Source organism: Pseudoalteromonas sp. GCY, assembly GCF_016695175.1.
Lineage (GTDB): Bacteria > Pseudomonadota > Gammaproteobacteria > Enterobacterales > Alteromonadaceae > Pseudoalteromonas.
Window position 1 is genome coordinate 698,929 of sequence record NZ_CP068023.1, and the last position, 26,328, is coordinate 725,256.

A 26,328-nucleotide genomic window follows, 5' to 3' on the forward strand; every position below is an offset into this window, starting at 1 on the left:
GGGTAGGTAGGCTACTGCACCGTTTGATGTTTAGGTAGTATTGATGGGTCCAAAGCGTTGCGCCGTTGCGTCTGAAGAAAGCTTAATGCGTATATTTACCGTGCCTGAGGCGCCTGATTCAACTTTAAGCAGAATCGAGCAAGAAATCTCGAGCAATTTGGCTGGCTTTTTAAATGAGAATATTGCGGCAATCGAAAAGCCACTGCACGAAGTTGAAAAAGACTTTCAGTCGGCAGTGATCCCTGAAGTGCCGATGTTTGTCTCAGACTATGCGCAAGATATCATGGAGCAATTAGTTGCCCACTCAGTGCATACCGCGGCACCAAGTTTTATCGGGCATATGACCTCAGCTTTACCGCATTTCGTGTTGCCTCTGTCGAAGTTGATGGTGGGACTCAATCAGAACCTAGTCAAAATTGAAACGTCAAAAGCCTTTACTCCACTTGAACGTCAAGTGTTGGGAATGATGCATCACTTGGTTTATGGCAGCGATGATGCTTTCTACGATAAGTGGATGCACAGCGCAAAAACGTCACTTGGTGCTTTTTGTTCTGGTGGCACAATTGCCAATATAACCGCGCTTTGGATTGCAAGAAACCGCTTACTAAAAGCGGATGGTGAATTTAAAGGCATTGGTGCATCGGGTATTGTGGCTGCAATGCTACATTATGGCTACCGAGGCTTAGCGGTCTTGGTTTCTGAAAGAGGCCATTATTCACTAGGTAAGGCCGCAGATGTGCTAGGCATTGGCCGCGATAACTTCATTTCAATCAAAACAGCTGGCAACAATAAGGTGGATGTTGATGCCATGCGAACTAAAGCTCATGAGCTTGAAGCGCAAGGGATTAAAGTACTGGCTTTAGTTGGTGTTGCAGGGACAACCGAAACGGGTAATATTGACCCGTTAGAAGAGATGGCTGATTTAGCCGAAGAGCTCAATTGCCACTTTCATGTCGACGCCGCTTGGGGTGGAGCAACACTACTATCGAATAACAATCGCCACCTTCTTAAAGGGGTGGAGCGAGCAGATTCAATAACCATAGATGCGCACAAGCAAATGTATGTGCCTATGGGGGCGGGTATGGTGCTATTTAAAGACCCCGCAGCATCTGATGCAATTGAACATCACGCCGAATACATCTTACGGAAAGGCTCTAAAGATCTGGGTAGTCATACTTTAGAGGGGAGCCGTCCTGGTATGGCGATGTTAGTGCACGCATGTCTGCGAGTCATTGGTCGTCAAGGCTATGAGATGCTCATTGATAAAGGGATTGAAAAGGCGCGGTATTTTGCTGAACTAATTAAACAAACCCCTGATTTTGAGCTGATCTCTGAACCTGAGCTATGTTTGCTGACTTACCGCTATGTGCCTGAGCAAATAAAAGCGGCAATCGCACAAGCGGATGAACAAGAGAAGATAGATATTTATGCTGCACTCAACCGTTTTACTGCGAGCATGCAAAAGCGTCAGCGTGAAGCAGGCCGCTCTTTTGTTTCTCGAACACGCTTAACACCAGAGCAATATGATCGCCAACCCACGGTGGTATTCCGAGTGGTTTTGGCCAACCCTCTGACATCAGAGTCTTTGCTTAAAGAAATCATGGATGAGCAACGCCAATTGGCAATGTCAGATCCCGTATTTAAAAAATACCTCGCAAAATATATTAAATGACCAACTATTAAAGTGGCTTCGCGCCACTTTAATAAGCTCAGGTTTATTACCTTTTAGCATTACCCCTTTTTGGATTGCTCTACTTATATTCTTATTTCTTACATAATCGTGTGAAAATATTCCTAAACATAGGTTAATTCTAGTATTTAATACTATGCTTAAAAATTAAGGCGCGTTATGCTTGCAGAAAAGAATAAAATCTTCGTATTATGTTGAAGAACTTTAGCAATGTCACTCAGAGGCTTCGGCGGCTCAGCTCGCAAGAGCTTGATGTATCGGGAACATTTCAAAGCTTCCTGATTGATTTACTTGATGAAGGTAAGCTTACCTTAGACGTCACGCGAGTTTCTGTTTGGTTGTTTGACGATCTTGACAAACCTTCTGAGCTTATCAATGTTGCTAATACAGATTGGCAGGGTGACGAGTTACCTGTGCAATTGCCAGCCTTAACGTATGAAAACTTTCCCGCTTATTTTTCAGCAATCAACAGTGGTCAATCGATAGATGCGAACGACGCTGCCGCTGACCCCAGAACGTCTGAATTTAAAGAATGTTATTTAACCTCAAACCACATAGTGACCATGTTAGATACGGTGATCTTTAAAAATGGTATTCCTCACGGAGTAGTGTGCTGTGAGGGGAATAATGGCGTACGTACGTGGCACAAAGATGAAATTGCTTTTGCAGAAATGATTGCGGACTGCTGTAGTCGCCGATTACTGGTTAAAGAGTTATGGCAGTTACAGCTTCAACTCACTGACATGGCGTTTAAAGATCCACTTACTGGATTGAGTAATCGACGTTTTTTAATGGATAACGCGAACCGTGAGATCAGTCGTCATGCACGCTTTGATCATCCATTTAGTATGATGATGCTAGACATAGATCACTTTAAAAAAATCAACGATAATCACGGCCATGAAACCGGTGATTTAGTGTTAAAAAGCTTTGCCGAGATCTGTGTAAATACCTTGAGGTTAGAAGATTGTATGTGTCGCTTAGGGGGGGAAGAGTTTATTGTGCTGTTACCTAACACACCGGTAAATTCAGCGATGGTGATTGCCGAGCGCCTGCGACAAGAAATAGAACAATCGGTTATCTCCACACCATCAGGGGAGATCACCATTACATCAAGCTTTGGGGTTGCTGAAGTCAATACCAATTTGCCTTTTGGTCATTCGTTAAAAGCCGTTGATCACGCGGTGTATCAAGCCAAAGCTGCAGGCCGCAACTGCGTGATCCCCGCGCAGTAAGGTGGTGTTGAATATACCAACCACAATCATTGCCAAGTTGCTATCACACGCTCAAGTTAGTTGAAGCGCCCGGCTCTGACGCGCTTTACCCTTTGGTTTATCCAATGTCTAAAGCAGTGTGCATAGAGCCATTGCTTGATGCCAGTTAGATTTTTGTGTTGTTGATACAGCGCATCTGGATTTGTATAAAACCCTAAATCACGTGTAATACTTTGCCTTTGAATATATGCACCATTTAACGAAAAACGATTGTCGGGTTGCTGTAAACAGGGAGTGGAAATACCAAATCCCGTAAAGCCTTCTGCCTTCGAGAACTGTTGCTGAACCTGTTTAAGGTAGCCGTCATCTATTATGTAACCTTCAAGCTCTACCCAGTGCTCCTCTAGATAAACCTCAACCCAACTATGGATAATACTTTTTGGGGCAAACCATGTCAGTAGGGTAGGAATTAACCCTTGCTTAAGATCGTTGGCTATCTCAAACCCATGAACCCGTGTTGGAATATCACAAGCCCTTAGCAGTGCAACCAGTAATGTTCCTTTGGTATTGCACTGGCCATAACCTTGCTTAAGCACTTGGCTTGCAGTTAGTGTATCTGTCTCACTATAACCAAATTCGATGTCGTCTTTGACGAAGTTATAGATTTGCTCCGCTGCCGTGATGGCGTCAAGTTGCTGCCAACCTTTTACGTCTATTAAGCTTTGGATCTCTGAATGTTGATAATCAACTAAAGGGGTAGTTACTAAAAATTGCTTCATGGTTATGCTCCTATTTTGGTAGCAGTGTGATGCAACTTAGGTAACTAAGCTTGAATAAACTGGCTAAGTTCATTATTTGTTAATTTATATTTCGTTAAGTTGTTAGGGTTTTTTATTTAGGGAAGGAACCTATGCAAAAAGTAATAAAATTCTTTGGTAAGGTATACAAAGCTGTTGGGGTTGGAGATTTCCTCTATAGAAGTATGTATAAGGACAAAGCCGAAGCCAACAAAACATACAAGAAGCTACAGCCAACACTCAAAATAGTATTTGGGCAGTCGGGCAGGAGCTCTAAGGAATTTAAAGCATTGCTTAACATGATTGCTGCATTGGCACCTGTAGGAGCAGTGCGTAGAAATTTCATAAGATATTACGTGGAAAATGAGGAAGCATGGAGAAGACTCCCCAAAGATCCTGATGAAATTCCTTACGGTTATTGGTGGTAACTTGCATGAAATGGAAAGTCTTATTTTATTTCTTACTACTGACGTTTATTGCCTCAATCTATGATGCATTTACGCTGCCGGATCATTTAGCAATAGAATCGAGCGTGTTTACTGGGATTGTGTTATTGGTCGCAGATCTCTTAAATGTATTTGGTGCCTTTTGCGTCGCTTATGGCAAGCGTCCTATCACAGATGTGTGGTTTTGGAGCGTGTCATTAGCACTATTTATTGCTGCCAATGTTTACATTCAGATCCAAGCATTTATTCAGTTTCGTATTGGCTATACGGTCGATGAGATGATTGTTCATTCGATTATTTTTCTCGTCGTATTAACCATATCGTCGCTACCTATGGTCAAGTTGATTGGTGAAGCTTATAAACGAGGTAATAAACAAACGGCTTAGTTTATAGCGCTTTGTGTTTTTAACGCCTCAGTCGGTGTAATGCCAAACTGCCGTTTAAATGTACGGCTCAAATGAGCACTATCTGCAAACCCTGCGAGCATGGCTGCTTGTGTAAGGTTGTTGCCTTGTTGTATGGCGACAACTGAACAGATCAGCCTGCGCCACAGCACATAAGGTCGCCATGCTATCCCCACTTGCTCGGTGAAAAGATGTAAAAAGCGACTTGGTGAGAGATAAAGTGACTCGGCAATCGTATTTGCGCTGAAGTGACTGGGTTTAAGGCAAGTTTGTGCGTTAAAACAAGCATCTAATTGCGCCAATACACGGCCAATTCGTGGATCTAAATCCGTCGTTGGGAGTTTGGTAAGTCCTACAGTGTGTATTAACTCGGCAAGCTTGGCATTGCTCTTTGGTGCAGTATTTATCTTGATTGCTGCGCAGCTGTTGCTCTGGAGTTGCTTGCCATACACGCTTTTTGGCTCGACTAATATCACCCAGCCTGAGGTCATTTTTAAGCTATGTTCTACGCCACTAGCAATTACGCTTGGGCCAAATAGCGTCTTGTCACCGATTTTCGCGATACAGTCGCTCAAGGGCAGGTTGATTTGAATAAGGTGATGTGAATGGCGCGCGGCATTCAAGTCTTTGACAAAGGAGGCGAATATACCCGGAGTGAGGTGCAGCATAAAAGCAGCCGAGACTTTCGCCTCGGCGAGCAGTATTAACCAGCAAATGCGTCTTGCAATGGTGGTACAACTTGCTTTTTACGGCTCAGTACACCGTCCAACCATACTTTGCTTGCTTCAGGCTCAACGTCGTATGCTTTTGCGATGATCGCTTCATCATCAGAAGCGATCAGCATTTGTGAGCCTTCTTTCATGATATCAGTAAGTAGTAGCATCACACTGTGGCGATTACCTTCTTCTTTTAATTTCGCGATATCGGCATGTAGCTCATCTTTGATCTTATCAAATACAGCAAGGTCAACCACTTCAAGCTGGCCAATACCAACAAGGTTGCCATTCATGTTAAAGTCTTTGAAATCACGCATGACTAGGTCACGAATTGGTGTGCCTTCAACTGCTGATTTCACCTTGAACATTTCCATGCCAAGCTCTTTAGCATCATCAACACCCGCGATTTCGGCCAGTGCTTCAACACATTTGATATCCGCAGTGGTACAAGTTGGTGATTTGAAGATGACTGTGTCGCTTAGGATTGCACACATCATGATGCCAGCAATGTTTGCTGGGATTTCTACATCGTAGAAGTCGTACATCATTTTAATAATCGTGTTACTACAGCCCACTGGGCGGATCCAACACTCAAGTGGTGTTGAAGTTGTAAGGTCGCCTAGTTTGTGGTGATCAACTACGCCAACCACAGTTGCTTTATCAATGTCGTCTGGTGCTTGTGTTTTTTCAGTGTGGTCAACGATATACACATCTTCGCCAGCATAGCTCATCTTAAGCTCTGGTGCTTCAAAACCAAAACGGTCAAGAATAAACTGAGTCTCCGGTGAGACTTCACCCAAACGTGTAGGGATTGCTTCTTCACCAATTTGGTTTTTTAAATAAGCAAGTGCGATTGCACCGCAGATTGAATCTGAATCAGGGATCTTATGACCCACTACATACATTGCCATTGACGGAACTCCTTAAAATTTTGCCCACATTCTAGCAAAATAACTTGTCATTTAAATAGTGTAAATGCGCAATTTGGCGTAGATAGGGGACGGTAACGACAGATTGTTGAATTAGGCGAAATAGCCTCGGCGAGCAAGGGCTAATTGAGCATGTATAAATGTAAATTAGTATTATACACTAACCGCTCAAACGCTTAGGAGATGTGTATGATTCAAATGAGCCGTAAGGCGTGGAATAACGTGGTGATCTTTTCCATGTTACTGATGATCTTTTTTCTCAACGGCCTTCACTATAAATTGAATCCCAGTGACGACAAAGCAAAGATACAAGCTGTGCTGCCAGAGCAAAGCTTTGTCTTAACCGTGGCATTTCCTGGCTATAAAATTGAACGCATTGGCACGAGCTGGCGTATTGAGTTACCGCAAGGCTCAAACCAGAGCTTTAGTGAAGATGCCTTACGTGCGCTTGTTGCCAAGTGGCAAAGTTTACAGCTATTGGTTGTTGAGGCGCCAAAACAGTTGGATCCCGCGCTGAGCGCTGCGCAGTTTTGGCTGGCAACTCAAGAGCTTCCCCTTAGCTACCAGCTGTATCCTAGCGATAATGGCTTTGTATTATTTGATAAACAACAACAGCGTTGGTTTGAGCTTGATAGCGTGCAAGCCAAAGCATTATTTCTACCCATAGAATTGTAGTATCACAAACCACACAGTAATAGAGTGAATTATGCCTGAGTTACCAGAAGTCGAAGTGAGCCGTTTAGGCATTCAACCGTATTTAGAGCAACATATTATCCAAAGCGTAAAAGTACACAATGACAAGCTAAGATGGCCTGTACCAGAGGAAGTACAATTGCTTGAAGGTGAGAAGGTGCTTGCGGTTAAACGACGGGCAAAATATTTGCTTATCGAATCCAAGCATGGCACTGCGATTTTGCATTTGGGGATGTCAGGAAACTTACGTGTTGTTGATAGCAAAGAGCCACTAAAAAAGCATGATCATGTGGAGATCATTCTGGCCTCAGGTAAGTCGCTCAGATTGAACGACCCGCGTCGCTTTGGTGCCTTTTTATGGCAAGGTGCAGGCGAAGATCATAGCGTTTTTGAAAAGCTAGGTCCTGAGCCGTTGACCGATCTGTTTACTGCAGAGTATTTATTTGAAAAAAGCAGAGGCAAAAAGCAGCCGATTAAACAATTTGTTATGGATAATCATGTGGTGGTTGGTGTGGGTAATATTTATGCCAATGAATCTTTGTTTAAAGCGGGGATCCACCCCAAAAAAGAAGCAGGTAAAATTTCACTTAAACGCTACCAATTACTGACGCCGATCATCAAGAAAACCTTAAGTGCAGCTATCAAACAAGGGGGAACGACACTTAAAGACTTTGCTCAAAGTGATGGTAAACCGGGCTATTTTGCCCAAGAGTTGCTGGTGTATGGTCGAAAAGGTGAACCTTGCGTAAGCTGCGAAACACCATTAAAAGAGATACGTTTAGGACAACGCAGCACCGTGTATTGCTCTAAGTGTCAGCGTTAGAGCAAAGTGCAGGCTAGGAACCTGCGGTTTTAAAGTCTATCTTAACTTGGTTTTCTTGCAGCGTTGCAGAGCAAGGGGGATAACTGCGGGTTGTTTTATACACGCGGTCAAAGATATGGATTTCAACCCCTGAATGAAGCGCTTTATTTGCTGCAAGCTTAGTGTTCTCGAGTAGATCGTGTAAGTCGTGATCAAGCTGGCTGAGTTTTTGCTCAAGGTGCTCGGCTTGTTGGCAGTAGTGCATTTGTGTTGCGCCAATTTTAGTTTTGAGTTGTTGCTTTTTAGCGGCGTCTTTTACTAACTCTGCTTTTTCAATCGCTTGCTGTAGTTGATCTAAAGAATCATTGGTAGCGGCAACTTCTTTGAAGAGGGTATCGGTTTCTTGGGTGATTTTAAGACCTTTGCGTGCCAGATAAATCATCATCTTAGCACCAGACTCACTGCCAATCTCTCCCGCAACCACCATTTGCGCATCTATGATTGAGCCACCTATCAACTTGCCATTTGGATGATCGCCAGTGCCAACTTGTATCAGCTTTTGCGCTTTAATATCGCAGTGGTTACTTTGCTTATTGATAATAATGTTATCGCCTTCAAGGTAAGTATATTGTCCATGGGCAATCTCAATATTGCCCTTGGCGATAAGTTTGCAGGTTAAGCCTTGCTCATTATTTTGATGGTCGACATGGCCGATAACGCCACCTCGCACCTCAATATGACCACCAGCGATAAGTTCCCCAGATTCCACTGTGCCGAGCACTGTGATATCGCCTTGTGCGGTTACGTGCATACCCGGCTCCACATTATGGGTGACTATGACGCTGCCATTAAAGTCGACATGGCCACTTTTTACTGTGACGTCGGCAATCGTAAATACGTCATCCACGCGCATACCGTTGGCGATATCTGAGGGGCAACCTGCGATAGTTGCGATAAGCTCTAGTGGGTTGTTAGGGTTGATCTCGGTGCCTTCACCTGCCATAAGCTGAAACGAGTCGCCGGGTTTTGCTTCAATACTCTCTCCGCTAACCGTAAAGCCTTCTTTACCTGGTGTTGCGGGCTTTTGAGTCACCAGTAAATCACCCGGTGCCACGCTTGCAAGCTTGCCAAAATCACGCATATCAACAGTGCCATCTTCACGCATTCTTGGCTGCTTGAGTCTCTCTTTTAAAGTTTGTACATGCGGCAGTAATTTTGCCGACTGACCGTCTTGTGGTGGTCGGCCTTGGGCGATTAACCCAGATGCCTCTTCACCAGGTGGAAGTTCAAATTGTTTGCGCAGGATATTTTCTAGGTAAGCTTGTTTATAACCACGGCTGACGCCTGCTTTAACAATGGCTTTTTTTGCTTCTTCTAATGATACCGCTTTACCACCACGAGCCGTTTTAAGTTGCGCAAAGGCTTGCATTTTATCGTCACTTAAGGTGACTTTAAATTCGGCATCATGTTGTTTAGCAACGACAATTTGGCTCTCTGGAAAGTCGCTTTGGAAGAAGGCATTAATCGAGTCGTGATCAATTTCGCAGTCGGCAAATTGCGACTTTTCAAGGGCTTCAATCACAAACGCAGCACTCGGCGGTGAAGCAGACTTCACATCCATTAAGATATTGCCATTGTGCGCAAGCTTGAACACGATAACTGCCTCGTCGAATTTTTATCCTATAGTTTCAGCTTGCTAAATAAACATCAATTGGTCAAGTGCTTAGGCCAATTTTCTTACGTTAATATGGGTTAAGTTAAAAAACAGAAATAAATCGTGATTTTCTAATACTTTCAGGTGAATAAAAATCAGCGTGCTTAAAAATGTGCGGGCTTATCACGCGCTTCTTGCAGCAGGATTTTAATTGCTTCAGGAACAACCTTTTTCTGTGTTGAAATCGCATAAAAATACTCATAAATATTAGGTAGTTCCTGATATTGCTGTAGCACCCCTTGGGCTATTTCGTCTTTTACTACTACGGCAGGTAAAACGGCTACCGCGCCACTATCTCGTGCCAGTAGTCGCATCATCGCCATATCGTCGACCTCTGCCAAAATGTTGGGGAAATACTGATACTGAGCGCACAGCGCATTAAATGCGGTGCGTAAATCTGAGTTGGCAGGTGGCAAGATCCAGCGTGTTTTTTCAAAGCCTTGTGGAAATGGCGTGCTTGGCTTGAGGGCAGGCGGACCAATGATCGCCAGCGGTTGCTTGGCTACTAATTGGCACTGCCAATAGGGATCTGAAGTATCTAGGTTTATTGTTCGGTTGGTAAGCACTAAATCCAGCTCATAATTGGTTAAGCCGTTGAGTAGCTCTGAAATACTGCCTGACTTTAACTTAAATTGCACATCGCTACGCCGCATTAAAGGACTAATAAAAGCTTCTACAAAGTTACGTGATAACGTGGTCAACACCCCAATAGTCACATGGGTGGTTGACTGTACGCCTTTGCTTAGCAAGGCTTCGAGCTCTTGCCCCGTGGTAAAAATATCATCGGCATAGCTCAGCACCTTTTTACCCTGATCGGTAAGCATTAAGCTGCGGCCTACGCGCTCAAATAGCGATACTCCGACATTATGTTCCAGCTGTTTGATTTGCGCCGAGAGCGCAGACTGCGAAACATGTAATTCTTTAGCTGCTTGCGTCAGGTTTCCGAGCTTGGCGACCTGCCAAAAGTAGTAAAGATGGTGATAATTAAGTCGGCTCATCTATGTATAAGTAAAACAGAACGAATAGTTAAATTATATCTATTTTTATTAAATTAAAAAGGTTGGAATAATGACTTAATTCAAGACTTAGGTGAGAAGCATAGAAAGTGATGATTAATATCTTAGTGGTGTTGTTGCTATTACACTTTTTGATTGCTGCGTCTTTCATGAGCAAAGCGTCTCGTCGTAACGCTGGGTTGTTTCGTATCGCGAACGGTTTTGCCATCGGAGTGGCAATTTGTATCGCTCTTGGCTGGGGGAGTTGGGCGACGCAAGGTGATATTGCCAGTAGCCTGTTTGAAATAAACTTTTTACGGCTTAGCGTGATGTCATTGATTGGCTTTATGAGCTTTATATTACTGCGTTACTCCATTCATTATTTACATGGTGAAAAACACCGAGGCCGTTATTTTCGCTATCTACTCACGACATTACTGAGTGTGACTATAGTGGTGCTCAGTAATCACCTAATCCTATTTTGGTTGGCTTGGGTCGGTATTAGTTTGAGCCTGCATCGTCTACTGCTGTTTTATCCTAACCGCCCGAGAGCGGCATTGGCCGCACACAAAAAGTTTATTTTGGCACGCTTGGCAGAAAGTGCATTGCTGGGGGCTTTTATTTGTATCTACCTCAGCACTGGCATGCTCCAGCTTAATGACATCACCGACTATTACTTAACTCACTCAACGACACTGACTGTACTAGAGCAATCAGCAGCTGGCTTACTTGCAATTGTGGCGCTGATAAAGTGCGCGCAACTGCCAGTGCATGGCTGGTTGATGCAAGTGGTTGAATCACCCACACCGGTAAGTGCTCTGCTGCATGCCGGGATCATTAATCTGGGTGGTTTTTTGGTGATGGTGTTTGGCCCTTTGATCTTACGCGTAGAAGCTGCGAAATGGCTGCTCTTGATTGTGGCAGGAGTAACGACATTATTGGCCGCGCTTATCATGACAACGCGGATCAGTTTAAAAGTGCGCTTGGCTTGGTCAACCTGTGCGCAAATGGGGCTGATGCTAGTGGAGTGTGCTTTGGGACTATATGAATTAGCGCTGCTGCATTTATTGGCCCATTCAGCCTACAAGGCTCACGCATTTTTAAACTCAAGCCAGTGGATCCATGAAGATTTGACTCGTCGCTTGAGCGACCAACTTGAGCCGCCTTTGTGGCAATGGCTTATTGCACTTGCCGTGGCGACCGGACTAACCACTGCAGCCGCAGTGGTAATTGAATATCAAGGTCCTATCAGTATTTGGGGGTTAATGGTTGGCGCTTTAACCGTGTGGCTAGCGCTGCGTTTTGAGGCGCAAGCCCCTAGTAGCTATTTTAGAATTATCACCGCAGCTGTTGTGTTGTTGGCAGCCTATAGTGCGCAAAAATGGCTATTGCACTTGGTGGTCGCGCTACCAAATGAGCTCAGGGCGCAAGCACTTGATGGTGCTGATATTTGGTTGCTCAGCCTAGTAGTGGTACTCATCGTAGTAAATTATCTGCTCTATTACCGCGCACATCTGGTAACAGTGCAAAAACTCTCTCGGGTGTTGTATGCCGGGCTGTATTTAGACGAGTGGATGACGCGGTTAACCATATTACTTTGGCCTGTCCATTTGCCAAGTATTAAAAAGCAGAAACACCTAGCCATTCATCGCTATGCTGCAGGGCACGAGGAGCAGAAGTAATGATAGACACACAAGACAACAAACAGACTCATCTATCCAAGCCGCAACAGCAACAACTCCTGAGCGCTGAAACACGCATTGCGCCAACTTGGCCGCTCGATCAATTGATCGCAGTGAATCCATTTTGGGGAATGCGCGATCTGCCTTTTGATGCTGTGGTCAATAAAATGAGTGCATTGGCACAGGTTAGAATGCTGATGCCCGTAGCATTTTATCTTGAAAAATGGCAGCAAGAGGCGATTTCAGAGCAAGCCTTGCAGCAATCTGCGGCGCATTACGCGGTGGAACGCAGCACCAATGCGCTACTCAATTGGCTCAAAAAAAGTCACTGCGGCGAGTTGCCACATTGGCATACATTAGCGGATCTGCTTGACCGTTATCGCTCTGAGCATAAGATGCCATGGCAAGAGGAGATCAGCCACCAAATTAGCCAATTTTGCGCCGCGCATTATCAGCAGGTGCAGCCTATTCTCAAACAAACCCAAGGTGAAGATAGACTCTGTTTGTATCGTCACTGGCATGAAACCGTATCACGAGATTTGGGAATAAGCATCGTCATGGGGGAGTCGGGTTTAGTGGATTACTTTAAGGCTTTGCCAACGTCTCCTGAATCTTTAATTGCACTTGCTGTCGACACCTTAGGGATTGGTTTTAATGAGCTGAGTGATTATGCGCACATGCTACTGTTAGACATTAATGGTTGGGCATCTTGGGCGGCTTATGAACGCTGGCAAGCAGATCTTTCCCAGCATCCGGCTTCCGATATGCGTGCGCTATTGGCCATTCGAATGGCGTGGGAGCTGGTGATTTGGCGTTATGTAAGTGAGCGTCATCCAACGACCTTTACCCGTATTCAATACCATTGGAACAAGCAAAAGCTGCAACTTGCTGAGATTGTGCTTGAGCATAAAAAGGCATTGTTGCCGCGACTGGTATTTCAGCGGGCACTCGAGCTCAGTTATCAAGCCACTTTAGTGGGGCAGCTAAAGGCTCAGAAGGTAAAATCTGAGGGTGCTCGTGAGCAAGCTACACCGACCTTACAAGCGGCTTTTTGTATTGATGTGCGCTCAGAGGTGATCCGCCGCGCGCTAGAAGCTCAAAACGCAGGTATTCAAACCCTAGGCTATGCTGGCTTTTTTGGCCTACCGATTGATTATCATGCGATTAACTGCCGTTTTAGTCGGCCACAGTTACCCGGATTATTAAAAGCACCAATCACCGCAATACAAACGCCCGCACCCCAGCACCTAGCTACAAAACGCCAGCAAGCTGGCCGTTGGCATAGCTGGTCTCACTCCGCTGCGGCTTCATTTTCGATGGTGGAGTCGATGGGGATGAGTTACTTTTATCAGTTATTTAGCAAAGTGTTTTCACTACAAAAAACTCAGCATCCCGTCGATAGCCATATTGATTCAAGGAAGTGGCAATTAAAACAAGGTGAACACGAAGTCTCTATTTTGGAGCAAGCTAAACTCGCAGCTGGCATAGTAAAAGGGATGGGACTGACGGAATTTGCTGATACAGTCCTATTGGTTGGCCACGGAGCGCATACCACCAATAATTTACATGAGGCTGGGCTGCAATGTGGTGCATGTGGCGGCCAGTCGGGAGAAGTGAATGTTAAAGTACTCGCGCAACTTCTTAACGACCAAGCGGTACGCGCAGAATTAATCGCGCTAGGCATCGCTATTCCGCCGCAAACGCGGTTTGTTGCAGCGCTACATAATACAACCACTGAAACAATAACCCCCTATGGTGAAATAGATACAGAGATAACCCGCTGGTTAAAGCAGGCATCGCATCTGGCTCGAGTAGAGCGCGCTCATACGCTTGCGATAACTGGTAAAGAGTTATCCGTACAGCAGTTGGAGCAGCAATTTATAGCCCGTACTAAAGATTGGTCTCAAGTCAGGCCGGAATGGGGCCTTGCCAACAATGCGGCATTTGTGGTCGCGCCGAGACAAGTTACGCAGGGAGTTGACTTGCAAGGTCGAGTCTTTTTGCACGAATACAGCGCTGCGCAAGACCAAGACTTTAGTCAATTAACCGCTATTTTAACCGCCCCAATGCTCGTCACTAACTGGATCAATATGCAATATAACGCTTCCGTAACCGATACTCACAAATACGGCAGTGGTAACAAGGTGTTGCACAATGTAGTGGGGGGCAGAATTGGGGTGTTTGAAGGCAATGGCGGAGATTTGCGAATTGGCCTGCCAATGCAATCCGTTCACAACGGTGAAAAATGGATGCATACCCCACAACGTTTGAGCGTAATTGTACAAGCACCAACCGAAGCGCTAGAGCAAATCATGGCAGCACACCCTGTTGTAAAGCAATTGGTAGAAAACGAGTGGCTTTATCTTCTGTCTATTTCGCCTAATTGTAACGAAGTTAGACGATTTGATAACAGTAAGTGGGAACTTCTTTGAATTCAAACGAAACTCGTTGCAACTTAACAAGTTATTGTGCAGAGTATTGCAGAAATTAAAAGGTGTTGCTGGACGCTGCGTAAACTAGACGACCCCCTAGCCACCGACATTGGACTGTTTATACAAGGAGGCTGCTAGTGGCTTTTGATTATGGCTCTATTGATTTAGGGCTTAAAAACCCATTTAAAACGGAAGGTAAAATCACTGCAATTCGCGGTGCAATACAAACTATTGTTGGAATTGCATTACTGGTGATTGCCGCCAGCTCAGTTAAGAGCGATGCGGGTATGGGTTGGATCATCATGCTATTTGGCATGTTGATTTTAGGCCTTGGGATCACTTCTCTTGCAAAAGGAATATATGCAACGCTGCGCTTTTTTGTGGGTCGTAATCATCCCACCTCTTTAGCTTATAACTTCAGTAAATCAGAAACTTCAACTGCCCAGCAAGAAAAGGCTGATGTGGCTTACCGTGCTAAAACGCTGGAAGAAATGTTGATTGGCCGAAAGAACAGCACGTTTGTAGAACCGAAAGGCTTCTTATCGCGTTTGCTTCACAGCATTGCACCTAAATTACTTTTTCTCCCTTACCCTATCAGAAATATGAGCCAACGCTTATTTGGTGCATGGGTGAGTACATTAACCGCACTTGTGCTTTATGGTGTGGTGGCGTTTGTATCGCTTTCGGGCTTTGCAGGTGATGCTGGGGAGCTTACTTTTCCAATCTATAGCACCTTATTGATGATATATATTTTGTCATGTTGGTATAGCGCGGCTAAACCGATTTCACGCAAAGCGGAACATGCCATTGAATCTTTGGGGAGCGCGACCCTCACTAAAGTGATTTCGCTCTCTTTTGTGCTACCAATCCTGATTGGCTTAACCTTGTCTTACATCATGGATGAAGGAAAGTTAAGTAAAGCCGATATTGAGCTCTTTTTTGCGCCCTTACCTAGTCTTCACACTTGGGCTTATCTCACGGGCGTTATCGTGCTTGCACTTGGCTGTAGCGCCATTATTGCTGTTATGCTTAAAGCGCGTTTAGACAAAGTAAACCCAGTGGTTGAAGTGTCTGAGTTAAGAGAAAACTGGCAAGAATCAGTACATCCAAACGAGATATTTATTAACCTAGACAACTTGGTAATGGCTAATCGCCGTTATAAAGAAGTACCAAACCGGGTTTATCGTGAGCTAGATCCCAGCTTGCAAGAACAAGTTGATGGTAAAGGTGGTTTTAAAGGCGAAATGATCCAAGAAGTACAACCTAAAGTTCTACCCCTAGATTTAGGTAAATCATTTGAACGCTCTAGGTTTTTATCCTTACTTGGCGGTAACTTGCTACTACTCGTGACACTTGGATTAAGCGTCTTTTTTGCTTATGCCGTAGTAGATATTTACCACTATGTAACGAGCGCCAATATCAGTAATTTTTCTAGTGCCTTCAGCGAAGAAAACATTGCGTCATTCAGCGCCGTTGTGATGGTAGCCGCACATATACTGCTAAGTGGCTTATTGATTAAATCGTTTGCGTCAATGTTAACCAATGCTGCACACGTATTCTATGCCGAGATGCAGTTTGAATCTCTGCTGGTTTATTTTAAGTGTGAAGGGACATTTACTGAGTCTAAAATATCAACAGGTACTGGCATTCACGATTCCACACGCTCTGAAAATACGCTAGTGCGCAGCAGTATTACCCCTTGGATAGTGGTGTCGAGAATTGTATCAACGACCTTCGCTGCAACGGGCATGAAAAACCTAGAGCACCCAAGACATATTTTAGAAATGCATAAAGACGATGCACAGCTAAGCGACATCCGTAAAGATGTGATTAGCTTCTTAAAAGATCGGGAGTCCATCGCCGCAATTACCAGCGAGCGTGATTTAGGCAATGCCTCACAAGTGTACCAACTCAACCAGCAAACGAGAGCAGTGGACCAAAACCATCAACTGCGTGCAAGTAGTGATGAAGCTGGTGCTTATCTACGCCGAGAAGAAGCACTCGAAAACAAAGAAGAGTAACAGACAAATGCCACCCTCGGGTGGCAATCTAAACATTTAAAAACTCAAAAACTTACTGAAAAGAAACCGCTCAAAAATGCCTGTTTTCCCACCAAACTGCCCACCACTTGTCTATGGCTTTTACTAAATCCTAGTGGTGCTTCTTGGCTATGACTACGGAAAAACAGTGCCGTTTTTATGCTGCTGTTAGGACTTAAAAATAGAAGTTTTGAAGGGCTTTATCGAGTGAACTTTCAGCATCTCACCCATCAATGGATATGATAGTATCCACTTTTGGTTTTATTTCGCTATAATAGATATAACTGTATCCATTTGGTCTTTGCGAATGAATTTTACCTTACTTGATGATACCGATGTAAGCCAAGCTTATGCGGCTTATTTGCGTGAGTTACGAAAGCAGGCAAAATTGTCACGATCTGCATTGGCTGAGCGAAGCTGCGTACCTGCGGCCACCATTAAGAAGTTTGAGTTGACCGGGCAAATTTCATTTCGCCAATTGCTGTTGCTATGGCAGACCCTCGATTCATTGGATAGGCTTTATCAGCTCACACAACCTAGCAAAGAACGCGCTGCTATACCCACGAGTATTGATGAGGTGCTAAAAGATGAGTTTTAAACCCATTCAAAAACTCATGGTAACTCGTACGTTAAGCTCAGGCGAGCAGGTTGCTGTAGGGGTCTTGGCGCAGAATCGGCAAGGCGTTTTTTTTCAGTATGCAGACAGCTATTTGCAGCAGTTTGGCAATTTATCACCTTTTACTTTGCAGTCGAGCACACAAGTTCAAGTCGCACCTAAAGCGCCGCATCAAGGTGTACATGGCGTATTTGGAGATTGTTTGCCCGATGGCTGGGGCATGCTGTTGCAAGATCGTATTTTCCGGCAAAGGGGCATCCTGCCTAATCAATTAACGGCGATGGATAGGTTAGCCTTTGTCGGTGATAAAGGCATGGGAGCGCTGTCTTTTTCTCCGGTGTCTGAGTTTTCAACTACGACGAACGCTGACATTGATTTAGCTACTTTAGGCATAGAAGCGCAAACGCTGTTCGATTCTTCAATGTCAGATTATATGGATGATAATCACGATGAGTTAGGTGGACATACTCAGCAGGTGCTGGTTGCATTAGTCGCGGGTGGTAGTTCGGGTGGGGCAAGGCCAAAAGCGCAGATTTATATGCCTGCTGGGGAAACTCAGCATTGTCGAACCTTTGCTCAGCCTGGAGATGAGGCTTGGCTGATTAAATTTACCTCGAAGAATCTCGCGCTCGGCCATGAAGAAGGTTTGTGTGAGGCGGTTTATTTACAAATGGCAGAACTTGCTAAGTGTCAACCGCCGCAATGGCAACTCATTGAAGCACCAACTACAAGCGGTGCGTCTGCCTGGTTGGCGCTTAAGCGTTTTGATTATGTCACGGAGCAGACCAATTTAAGCGGCAATCGCAGTTCAGGTCGCCTGCATATGCACAGCGCTTGCGGGCTGCTGGATGCAGACTTTAGAACGCCAAGTTTAGATTACATTGATTTAATTAAAGCCAGCCGTCAGTTGTGTAAATCGCCAGCGGCTGGACAACTGCAATTTCGCCGTGCCGTTTTTAACCTGCTGTCGTCTAATCAAGACGACCACAGTAAAAACTGGGCGTTTTTGCAAGTGGATGACGGTCAATGGAATCCTGCACCTTTTTACGATGTTACCTACAGCCCACATCCATTTAACGAGCATGCCACTGCGTTCGGAGGTTATGGCAAAGCGCCACCGCTTAAGGTGATGCAAAAACTAGCGACCAGTGCTGGTTATGGGAGTTGGCATGATGCAAGGCAAGTCATTGAAGAAGTTGCAGAAGCCATCAGTCAATTTACTTATCTTGCACAGCAGCAAGGGATCAGTAAAACGACAGCATCTGCGATTACTAAAACACTGGAGCAGCGCAAACAAGAAAATGCAGCGCTTTTTCAATGACAGTAAAACAAACTTTTCAATTCACAAAAAATACATAGCAAGGTCATCGTGAGCGAATATCAATACTATAAATTTGAGCGTCTGGATGGGTATTTAGATGCTAAAGCACGTCAAGCACTCAGAGCCATTTCAAGCCGTGCCGAGATCAGCGCTACGTCCTTTCAGGTGTATTACACCTACAGTGATCTAAAGGCAGAGCCTTTTGAGCTGATGTTAAAATACTTTGATATCGGTTTTTACTATGCCGATTGGGGCTCAATCGATGCCTACATCAAGCTACCAGCAGGAACGCTCCCTGAAGCTTTACTTGGCTTTTCAAGTGATGGGCTTCATGTTCACGAAAACGATGAATGGCAGTTGCTGATCTTTTCCCTTGAGGAGTATGACGAGTATTTTGACGATGAGCATGCTGACGACTTTTCCAGCATTTAGCCGCTTTACGCAGCGGGTTAATGCAAGGGGATTGGCGCCTTGTGTACTTTATGTGGCTCAAAGCGTTTGATTTTAATGATGACGTTGAACGAGTGCCGTTAGTTCAATTCGATTTTGAGCACCTCAGTGAAGAGGAGCAGGCGTTTGCAGCGCTGTATGATATTCCTTTAGCATTGGTTAAGGCACTCGCCATGGTGCTGAACGCACAACCCAGTCACCAAGCCAAACAAACCCAGTTTCAGTTTGATACATGGCTCCATAGTCTCTCAGAAGCAGAGAAAGACACGTTATTACGCATGTTGTTTGAGCAGGGCCAGCTTACCCGTCACCAAGCTTTAGCGCTGACGCGAAAAGAACCTGCCAACACAGACGAGATCTATCAATACTGGTTAACCACCGAGGTAATTTCCCCTTTCATTGAGCAAGCGCAAAGTCAATTACAGCAAGAGCAAGCCGCAGCTCTCGCAAAAAAATTAGCCATCGAAAAAGCAGAAAAAGAAAAAGCGTTGACGGATGTTTACAATCGGCGTGAGCACTACTGGCAGCAAGCACAAGAGCAAGCGGATCGAACTTGCGCCAGTGGTTACGATGCGGCATCACGCTATCTGCATCAGCTGTTTGAGGCCTATCAGTTCAAAGTGGGTGAAGCGGCGTTTGAACAACGCTTTAAGCGCTTTGTTGTGGCGAATAATAGCCGTAAAGCATTGTTAAATCGCTTGAGTGATTCGCTTTAAACGATGAGGCTATAGGTCGGCCAAATGACGTGAGTAAAAAATATCATTCAGTTTTGATTGGTTGAAAGCTTGAATGCCGCATTTAGGTTTACAAATTGTTATCTATGAAGTCACTGTGTAGACCTCTAACTGCTGAATTTCCCCGGTCGGTAAAACGCATAGACGAGTACTCAACTTGCATTGCACACTTTATCGCGCATAAAAGTGTGGTGGTGTTCGTTCTAGTTGAGAAAGGCTTTCTCTTTTTTGATAAGGTTGTTGGCACTTATCTCTTAGGCTTTGGGGGCAGTATGGGCAAAGTCTTAATTCACGTCACTTAGCCACACTCTAACCCTGCCCACAGAGCATTTATTATTTGGGGCACTATCTACAAACTGGGGCAAGTAGCTACCTGTACCCTCAGAAAGCTGCACGATCTGGGCATTTATCTGCCTACTGCCTCCGTTTAACTATTTAATACTAGTGGGGCAAACCCCTAATACCAATTGTATTAGGTAAATGAGCAATTTGAAGCGGAGAAATAGCTTTAGTAGCTAGGCAAAAATTTTGCTATTTAGTTGTTCTAAATGAGAAATTTTTAACGACGCTAATATGGTATTTCACCCTTCAAATTGATTGGAGACTTAGTGCAATTGGTATAAATGAACTTAACAGATCAGTGAGGCTTATTTTAAAAAAAATAGAAACGATGAACTCAACCACACAATCACCCACAAACTCAGTATATCCAGCGCGTCAGCAGCGGATTTTGCACTTGCCTGAGGTAAAGGCCAAAACTGGCTTTGGCCGCAGTCCATTTATGTTCTTTACTTACTGGCAGAGATACCGGTAGAAAATTTCCGCGATATATTCGGATTGGCGTGCGGCGTAGTCGTAATTTTAGCCGTAGTAACGCTATCACCCTTAGAAGTAATTTTAAGCTTGTTTATAAATATTAAGAGCCAAGTTGGAGAGCTAGCTCTTAGCTTAATGCATGACTACGAGCGCTTAATTGGGTTGGCTTTAAACCTGCAGGTGGTAGAGGTGTTAATGGCTAAAAAGCACTTAAAAAACCACACCACGCTTTTAACTAAATGCGAGAGCGTGTAAATTTATCTTTCATAATTAAAGGAATAGCAGTACTTATGAATCAAACTGGCATTTATGAGCAAATGATCACTAACTTGATCTCGGGTCGCCTCAATAAAGAGCAGTTTTACATTGGGGAGCGTGTGCTTGAACAAGCCGAAGCTGCAATATGGCTATCTCGGTTTCTAAGCAGGATCATTGAGTATGCGGTTAATTGCTTGCCTGCCGGAGACGACCAATTACAGCGTCAAATTGAGTTATCAAATCAATTGATATTATGGCTTAAAGATAGGGTCCGAGAAGATGAATTCTTCGATGAAAACTTACTAGCAGGACAAGGAAAAATACTTACGGCTTTATACGAAATTGAAAATCCTGTTGCCGCCGATTTAAAGAAGTATGTTGAAGATATATTTCCGCTAACGGGCTTAACACAAAGCGAATTATTTTGTGGCAGCAATGCAGGTTTATCTCTCGAGAGTGAGTTGAAGCGCGAAATAAGATCGTCAGACAAAATTTATTGGCTGGTCTCATTTATAAAATGGGCGGGGATCAGGATTTTCAAAAATGAGCTAGAGGAATTTACCCGCAGCGGTAAGCAGCTCAAAGTTATCACCACTTCTTACATGGGCGCAACCGATGCCAAAGCGGTTGAGTTTTTGGCTTCACTGCCCAATACAGAGGTTAAACTCAGCTACAATACTCAGCGTGAGCGACTACATGCAAAGAGCTATTTGTTTCTTCGAGATACAGGCTTTCATACTGGCTACATTGGTTCGTCTAATTTATCGTACTCCGCTTTAACCAGTGGCCTTGAGTGGAATTTAAAGATCACGTCACAAGAAATTCCGCACATTATTGAGCGTTCAATTAATACATTTGAAAGCTACTGGAATTCGAGGGAATTTGAAGTGTTTGATGGTCAAGTTAAGGCACGAGAAAAGCTCAATATAGCGCTCAAAAATGCCAAAATGGGCGGCGTTCAAGAGCCAAACCATTACTTTGAAATTAAGCCATTTACACATCAGCAAGAAATCTTAGAGCAATTAGAGGTTGAGCGAGCTTTACACAAGCGCTTTAAAAATCTAGTTGTGGCGGCAACAGGCACTGGTAAAACGTTAATTTCGGCCTTTGATTTTGCAAAGTTTCTCAAACACAAACCCGATGCTAATTTTTTATTTATTGCCCATCGAGAAGAAATTCTTAAACAGGCGCGTCAGGCTTATCGAGGTGTTTTAAAAAACTCGACCTTTGGCGAGCTTTGGGTGAGTAACTACACTCCTGAGCGCTATGAACAATTGTTTGCATCGGTGCAAATGTTAAATAACCAACTTAACAACTTATCCCTTTCTAGTGACTACTTTGATTATATTGTCATTGATGAAGTGCATCACGTTGCTGCTAGCTCTTATCGCAGTATTTTAAATAAGTTTACGCCGAGTATTTTGCTAGGATTAACAGCAACGCCGGAGCGTCATGACGGTGCAAATATTCTTGATGACTTTTGTGGCGTGATTGCAGCTGAAATCCGCTTACCAGAGGCGATTAACCGTCGCCATTTATGTCCGTTCCAATATTTTGGCGTTGATGATGATACCGATCTCAGAAGTGTCAGTTGGAGTCGAGCGCGGTACGACATAGCTGCATTAACCAATTTGTATACGCATAACCAGCAACGAGTTGAGAAGATTTATCAAACATTAAACGAGCTTATAACGTCTATGTCTTGCATGAAGGCATTGGCATTCTGTGTCAGCAAGGAGCATGCAGAATTTATGTGTAAGCAGTTCCTACTTAAAGGTATATCTTGCGATTATTTGACCAGTGATAACAGCCAAGATAGAACTCAAAAGCAACAAGCGCTTCGTTCAGGCAATATTAACGTTTTATTTGTGGTGGATATCTTTAACGAAGGAGTTGATATTCCTGAAGTCGACACTTTACTATTTTTACGACCTACAGAAAGCTTAACGATATTCTTGCAGCAATTGGGGCGAGGCTTGCGCTTAGCCGACGGCAAAGAGGTGTGCACGATTTTAGACTTTGTCGGTAATGCCAATGCTGAATATGACTTTGCTCATAAGTTTAGAGCTTTGGTTGGCAAAACCGATGGGGCAATAAGTGATGAAATTAAAAATGGATTTCCTCATGCGCCTTTAGGTTGCCGAATCGAGCTCTCGAAACAAACGCAAGACATGGTGCTGCGTAACATTAAGCAGGCGACCTTGACTAGACAGAGGTTAATTGGTTTAGCTGGTTCGTTTTCTCGAGACTCAACCTTAGAAATGAACTTAGCAAATTTCATAAAGGTATACCCACAAGTTGAAGTAGAAGCTTTGTATAAAAGACTATGCTGGACTGAGCTTTGTTTAGAAGCTGGTTTGTTAAACGATGTGGATCTTGAGCTTGTTCGTAACTTTGCCCGAATGGTAAAGACAAGGTTGCTAGTGTGTGATGATCATGACTATCTAAGCAAATTAAAAGAATTCGCTACTAATGGAGCGATAACTTCAGATTTACACCAACTCATGTTGCATTATGATTTCTGGCAACAATCAGGAGAAAAGCTAGGCTTCCAAGATATAAACGACAGTTTAAACCGACTTGAGCATCAGTGGTTAAAATCGGAATTAGCGAGTCTAACCTCTTTGTTAATTGACCGTATACACCATAATCAAGAAACCATGCCTATGATGGGCAATCACCCGATAAAGCTTCATGCTCGTTATGCCAGAGAGCAAATATTGGTTGGCTTTGGTGTGTCTACTTTTGAAAAGCAGCCTAATTCTCGAGAAGGTGTTTTTAGCATTCGAGAGCAAAATATTGAGCTGCTATTCGTTACGTTGAATAAAAACGAAAAGCAGTTTTTGCCCACTACTATGTATCACGACTACGCGATAAATGAACAGCTTTTCCATTGGCAAAGCCAAAACTCAGCAAGGCCCGATTATGGTAGAGGTCTAGACTATGTCACTCACAAAGCAAAGGGTAAGCGACTTTTTCTGTTTGTTAGAGAGCAAGCAAAAGACGAATTTGGCAAAACCATAGGATTTGTTAATTTTGGTGAAGTTGACTATGTATCGCACACAGGTAGGCAGCCCATGAACATCACTTGGCAGTTGCGAAATACCATGCCGACGTTTATGTGGAAACAAGCGGCTAAGTTAGCAATGGCTTAGCAGGTTGATATTGGAGCGTTAGCTTAATAAAGCGAGCATTTCCTTAATGGGCCAAATACAGTCTTTTTGTCCTTTAACCATGCAAGGGCGTTCAGCTAACCAGGCTGCAGTTCTATAAGGCGAACAATCCATGATGTTAATTTGGTCGAACCAAAGTTGATGTTCTATATCGCCTTTCATTTGATTCATCGTCCCTTGCACACTACGGTTATTGGCTTTGGCGATTGTTAGCGGGCCGAGTAATGAGGCTGCTTTTTGTAATTGCTGGTTACTTGCACCCACTTTTAGCAAGGTATTCATAAAGCTATCAGCAAATAGATAATCTAACTTTGCAAAATCTGGTTTGGTGAGACCAATAATAAATACTGGAAAGCGGGTTTGATTATGCATCAGGAGTACACAGTTTCTGCGTTGTATTGTGAGCAAATTAGCATGCCAATCTGACAAAGGGTGAGTGTCTAGCATGCTTAAATCAGTCAGCTTTGCATCGGAACAAGCGGGTATAACTCCTTCATTGACAGGGAGCTTTGCAATGAGTTTTTGTGTACAGAACAGGTTAATCATACGGTTGCCTTTTTGTTCTAATAACAGTTGAAGTTTAGCGAAATTATGAAGGTTAATATACTTCATAAAATGAACCCAATAAAAAACCGCCGAGAGGCGGTTTTTCAAAGCTGATAGAATATCGGTGTGTTATTCAATATTTTGGATCTGTTCGCGCATTTGCTCAATTAACACTTTAAGTTCAACGGCGGCGTTGGTGATGTCGCTGTTGATTGACTTTGAGGCTAGGGTGTTAGATTCGCGGTTGAATTCTTGCATCATAAAGTCTAAACGACGGCCACAAGCGCCTCCTTTTTTGAGGATTTTGTGGGTTTCTTTGACGTGTGACTTGAGGCGGTCGAGTTCTTCTGCAACATCTTGCTTTTGCGCAAGGTAAATCAGTTCTTGCTCTAGGCGACCTTCGTCAATGTCGGTTTTTAGTTCTTCTAACTTTTGTGAAAGTTTTTCACGTTGCCACTTAGTGACTTCAGGCATGTAACCTTCAACGATGGCAACTTGTTCTAAAATACCGTCAAGACGAGTGGTGAGCATGGTTTCTAGGTTTTCGCCTTCACTTGCTCGTGCAGCTTTAAAGTCTTCTACAAGTTCATCAAAGCCGCCTAACAGCTCGCTGTTTACGGTGTCTAAATCGACTTCTTCGGCTTCCATTACGCCTGGCCAGCGTAGAATATCTACTGGATTGATATCACCGCCGCTTTGTGACTGTAGCCACTTTGCGCTTTCAACAAGTTGCTTTGCAAGCGATTCGTTGACGGTTAGTTGGCCAACGTGCGCAGGGTTTGCGGTGAACTTTAGGAATACTTCAACTTTGCCGCGTTGTAGGTGTTTACGCAGGCGTTCACGTATTACTGGCTCTAAGCCTCTAAATTGTTCTGGTGCGCGGATAAAGGTTTCGAGGTAGCGTTGATTAACTGAACGAATTTCCCAAACCCCAGTGCCCCAGTCACCTTTCACTTCTTTGCGGGCGTAGGCGGTCATACTATGGATCATATAAAGTCCCTAAATTAGCTTGGTTTAACCGGAGCATTATAGCCGAATTTCCGCACAGCCCTAAAGTGAATTTTATTTTTAGTCGGATCGCGTGGCATAGTCTCTATGATCCCTTTATAATGTACGGCAAATTTTGATGATGGGGGAACGTGGATGCGTCCAAGCGAAAGAACTGCAAATCAGATCAGGCCGGTTACATTTACTCGTAACTATACAATGCACGCTGAAGGCTCAGTAATGGTAGAGTTTGGTAACACAAAAGTGTTATGTACGGCTTCAGTAGAAGCGGGTGTGCCACGCTTTATGAAAGGTCAAGGCAAGGGCTGGATCACCGCAGAATACGGTATGCTTCCGCGCTCTACACATACGCGTAACAACCGTGAAGCGGCGCGTGGCAAACAAGGTGGCCGTACCATGGAAATTCAACGCTTAATCGCGCGCGCACTCCGTGCCGCAGTTGATTTAAAAGCGTTAGGTGAGAACACCATTACTATCGACTGTGATGTTATTCAAGCGGATGGTGGTACACGTACGGCGTCAATTAGCGGTGCTTGTGTAGCATTGGTCGATGCACTAACCCACATGCGTGCCAAAGGCATGATCAATGTAAACCCGTTAAAGTTTATGATAGCGGCAATCTCGGTTGGGGTTTATAAAGGTCAGCCAATTACCGATCTTGAGTATCTTGAGGATTCAGAAGCTGAGACAGACATGAACGTGATCATGACTGAAACTGGCAAACTGATTGAAGTACAAGGTACAGCTGAAGGCGAACCGTTCTCGTTCGACGAGCTAGATGAGTTACTTGGTCTTGCGAAACATTCAATTCGTGAAATCATTGATCTACAAAAGCAAGCGTTAGCGTAATCAA

The 26,328-nt window shown here is 44.1% G+C and carries 20 protein-coding genes and 1 pseudogene; 14 read left to right on the top strand and 7 right to left on the bottom strand.

What is annotated here, in order from left to right; genetic code table 11:
• Positions 1-43: 43 nt before the first annotated feature.
• Together panP and JJQ94_RS08205 are read left to right on the top strand one after the other, a co-directional pair.
• Positions 44-1,672: a pyridoxal-dependent aspartate 1-decarboxylase PanP gene (gene panP, locus JJQ94_RS08200; RefSeq protein ID WP_099030539.1), complete on the top strand. Its 1,629-nt coding sequence runs from the start codon at positions 44-46 to the stop codon at positions 1,670-1,672.
• Positions 1,673-1,881: 209 nt separating this feature from the next.
• On the top strand, positions 1,882-2,925 hold the full coding sequence (locus tag JJQ94_RS08205; protein ID WP_099030540.1) for a sensor domain-containing diguanylate cyclase: 1,044 nt from the start codon (positions 1,882-1,884) through the stop codon (positions 2,923-2,925).
• Between the two features lie 56 nt (positions 2,926-2,981).
• On the opposite strand, the gene JJQ94_RS08210 is transcribed toward JJQ94_RS08205, so the two are convergent.
• Positions 2,982-3,683: a transglutaminase-like domain-containing protein gene (locus JJQ94_RS08210; RefSeq protein ID WP_099030541.1), complete on the bottom strand. Its 702-nt coding sequence runs from the start codon at positions 3,681-3,683 to the stop codon at positions 2,982-2,984.
• 131 nt (positions 3,684-3,814) lie between these two features.
• Here JJQ94_RS08210 and JJQ94_RS08215 point away from each other — a divergent pair, with 131 nt between their 5' ends.
• Both JJQ94_RS08215 and JJQ94_RS08220 read left to right on the top strand, forming a co-directional pair.
• Positions 3,815-4,129 (top strand): hypothetical protein, encoded by a 315-nt coding sequence (locus JJQ94_RS08215; protein WP_052709782.1) that lies wholly within the window; start codon positions 3,815-3,817, stop codon positions 4,127-4,129.
• A 5-nt stretch (positions 4,130-4,134) separates the two neighbouring features.
• Positions 4,135-4,533 (top strand): hypothetical protein, encoded by a 399-nt coding sequence (locus JJQ94_RS08220; protein WP_099030542.1) that lies wholly within the window; start codon positions 4,135-4,137, stop codon positions 4,531-4,533.
• Here the strand turns inward: JJQ94_RS08220 and JJQ94_RS08225 are convergent.
• A complete protein-coding gene (locus JJQ94_RS08225; RefSeq protein WP_099030543.1) occupies positions 4,530-5,219 on the bottom strand; it encodes a helix-turn-helix transcriptional regulator in 690 nt (229 codons plus the stop codon). The genes JJQ94_RS08220 and JJQ94_RS08225 overlap by 4 nt on opposite strands.
• Before the next feature lie 35 nt (positions 5,220-5,254).
• Positions 5,255-6,178 (bottom strand): manganese-dependent inorganic pyrophosphatase, encoded by a 924-nt coding sequence (locus JJQ94_RS08230; RefSeq protein WP_099030544.1) that lies wholly within the window; start codon positions 6,176-6,178, stop codon positions 5,255-5,257.
• A 207-nt stretch (positions 6,179-6,385) separates the two neighbouring features.
• Here JJQ94_RS08230 and JJQ94_RS08235 point away from each other — a divergent pair, with 207 nt between their 5' ends.
• Positions 6,386-6,871: a hypothetical protein gene (locus JJQ94_RS08235; protein WP_099030545.1), complete on the top strand. Its 486-nt coding sequence runs from the start codon at positions 6,386-6,388 to the stop codon at positions 6,869-6,871.
• Between the two features lie 31 nt (positions 6,872-6,902).
• A complete protein-coding gene (mutM, locus tag JJQ94_RS08240; RefSeq protein WP_099030546.1) occupies positions 6,903-7,712 on the top strand; it encodes a bifunctional DNA-formamidopyrimidine glycosylase/DNA-(apurinic or apyrimidinic site) lyase in 810 nt (269 codons plus the stop codon).
• A gap of 13 nt (positions 7,713-7,725) precedes the next feature.
• Here the strand turns inward: mutM and JJQ94_RS08245 are convergent, their stop codons facing one another.
• Both JJQ94_RS08245 and JJQ94_RS08250 read right to left on the bottom strand, forming a co-directional pair.
• The gene (locus JJQ94_RS08245) at positions 7,726-9,345 is read right to left on the bottom strand and encodes a DUF342 domain-containing protein (protein ID WP_099030547.1); all 1,620 of its coding nucleotides are present in this window, start codon (positions 9,343-9,345) and stop codon (positions 7,726-7,728) included.
• 164 nt (positions 9,346-9,509) lie between these two features.
• The gene (locus JJQ94_RS08250; protein WP_010368484.1) at positions 9,510-10,403 is read right to left on the bottom strand and encodes a LysR family transcriptional regulator; all 894 of its coding nucleotides are present in this window, start codon (positions 10,401-10,403) and stop codon (positions 9,510-9,512) included.
• Positions 10,404-10,513: 110 nt separating this feature from the next.
• Here JJQ94_RS08250 and JJQ94_RS08255 point away from each other — a divergent pair, with 110 nt between their 5' ends.
• From JJQ94_RS08255 to JJQ94_RS08285, 7 genes and pseudogenes are all read left to right on the top strand, one after another.
• On the top strand, positions 10,514-12,082 hold the full coding sequence (locus JJQ94_RS08255; RefSeq protein WP_099030548.1) for an NADH-quinone oxidoreductase subunit L: 1,569 nt from the start codon (positions 10,514-10,516) through the stop codon (positions 12,080-12,082).
• Positions 12,082-14,514 carry a YbcC family protein gene (locus tag JJQ94_RS08260; RefSeq protein WP_099030549.1) on the top strand — a complete coding sequence of 811 codons (2,433 nt, stop codon included), beginning with the start codon at positions 12,082-12,084 and terminating at the stop codon, positions 14,512-14,514. Before JJQ94_RS08255 ends, JJQ94_RS08260 begins: the two co-directional genes overlap by 1 nt.
• Before the next feature lie 137 nt (positions 14,515-14,651).
• Positions 14,652-16,535 (top strand): hypothetical protein, encoded by a 1,884-nt coding sequence (locus JJQ94_RS08265; RefSeq protein WP_099030550.1) that lies wholly within the window; start codon positions 14,652-14,654, stop codon positions 16,533-16,535.
• A 325-nt stretch (positions 16,536-16,860) separates the two neighbouring features.
• On the top strand, positions 16,861-17,151 hold the full coding sequence (locus JJQ94_RS08270; protein ID WP_010605716.1) for a helix-turn-helix domain-containing protein: 291 nt from the start codon (positions 16,861-16,863) through the stop codon (positions 17,149-17,151).
• Positions 17,141-18,490 carry a type II toxin-antitoxin system HipA family toxin gene (locus tag JJQ94_RS08275; RefSeq protein ID WP_099030551.1) on the top strand — a complete coding sequence of 450 codons (1,350 nt, stop codon included), beginning with the start codon at positions 17,141-17,143 and terminating at the stop codon, positions 18,488-18,490. Before JJQ94_RS08270 ends, JJQ94_RS08275 begins: the two co-directional genes overlap by 11 nt.
• A gap of 48 nt (positions 18,491-18,538) precedes the next feature.
• Positions 18,539-19,656, top strand: a pseudogene (locus JJQ94_RS24345) (hypothetical protein).
• A 1,124-nt stretch (positions 19,657-20,780) separates the two neighbouring features.
• The gene (locus JJQ94_RS08285; protein WP_099030553.1) at positions 20,781-23,903 is read left to right on the top strand and encodes a DUF3427 domain-containing protein; all 3,123 of its coding nucleotides are present in this window, start codon (positions 20,781-20,783) and stop codon (positions 23,901-23,903) included.
• Positions 23,904-23,921: 18 nt separating this feature from the next.
• Here the strand turns inward: JJQ94_RS08285 and JJQ94_RS08290 are convergent, their stop codons facing one another.
• The gene (locus JJQ94_RS08290) at positions 23,922-24,533 is read right to left on the bottom strand and encodes a DUF6933 domain-containing protein (RefSeq protein WP_099030554.1); all 612 of its coding nucleotides are present in this window, start codon (positions 24,531-24,533) and stop codon (positions 23,922-23,924) included.
• 63 nt (positions 24,534-24,596) lie between these two features.
• Complete coding sequence (locus JJQ94_RS08295; RefSeq protein ID WP_045990262.1) at positions 24,597-25,457, bottom strand: YicC/YloC family endoribonuclease; 861 nt, start codon at positions 25,455-25,457, stop codon at positions 24,597-24,599.
• Between the two features lie 153 nt (positions 25,458-25,610).
• Between JJQ94_RS08295 and rph the strand changes: the two genes are divergently transcribed.
• The gene (gene rph, locus JJQ94_RS08300) at positions 25,611-26,324 is read left to right on the top strand and encodes a ribonuclease PH (RefSeq protein WP_010377321.1); all 714 of its coding nucleotides are present in this window, start codon (positions 25,611-25,613) and stop codon (positions 26,322-26,324) included.
• The last annotated feature ends 4 nt before the right edge of the window (positions 26,325-26,328 follow it).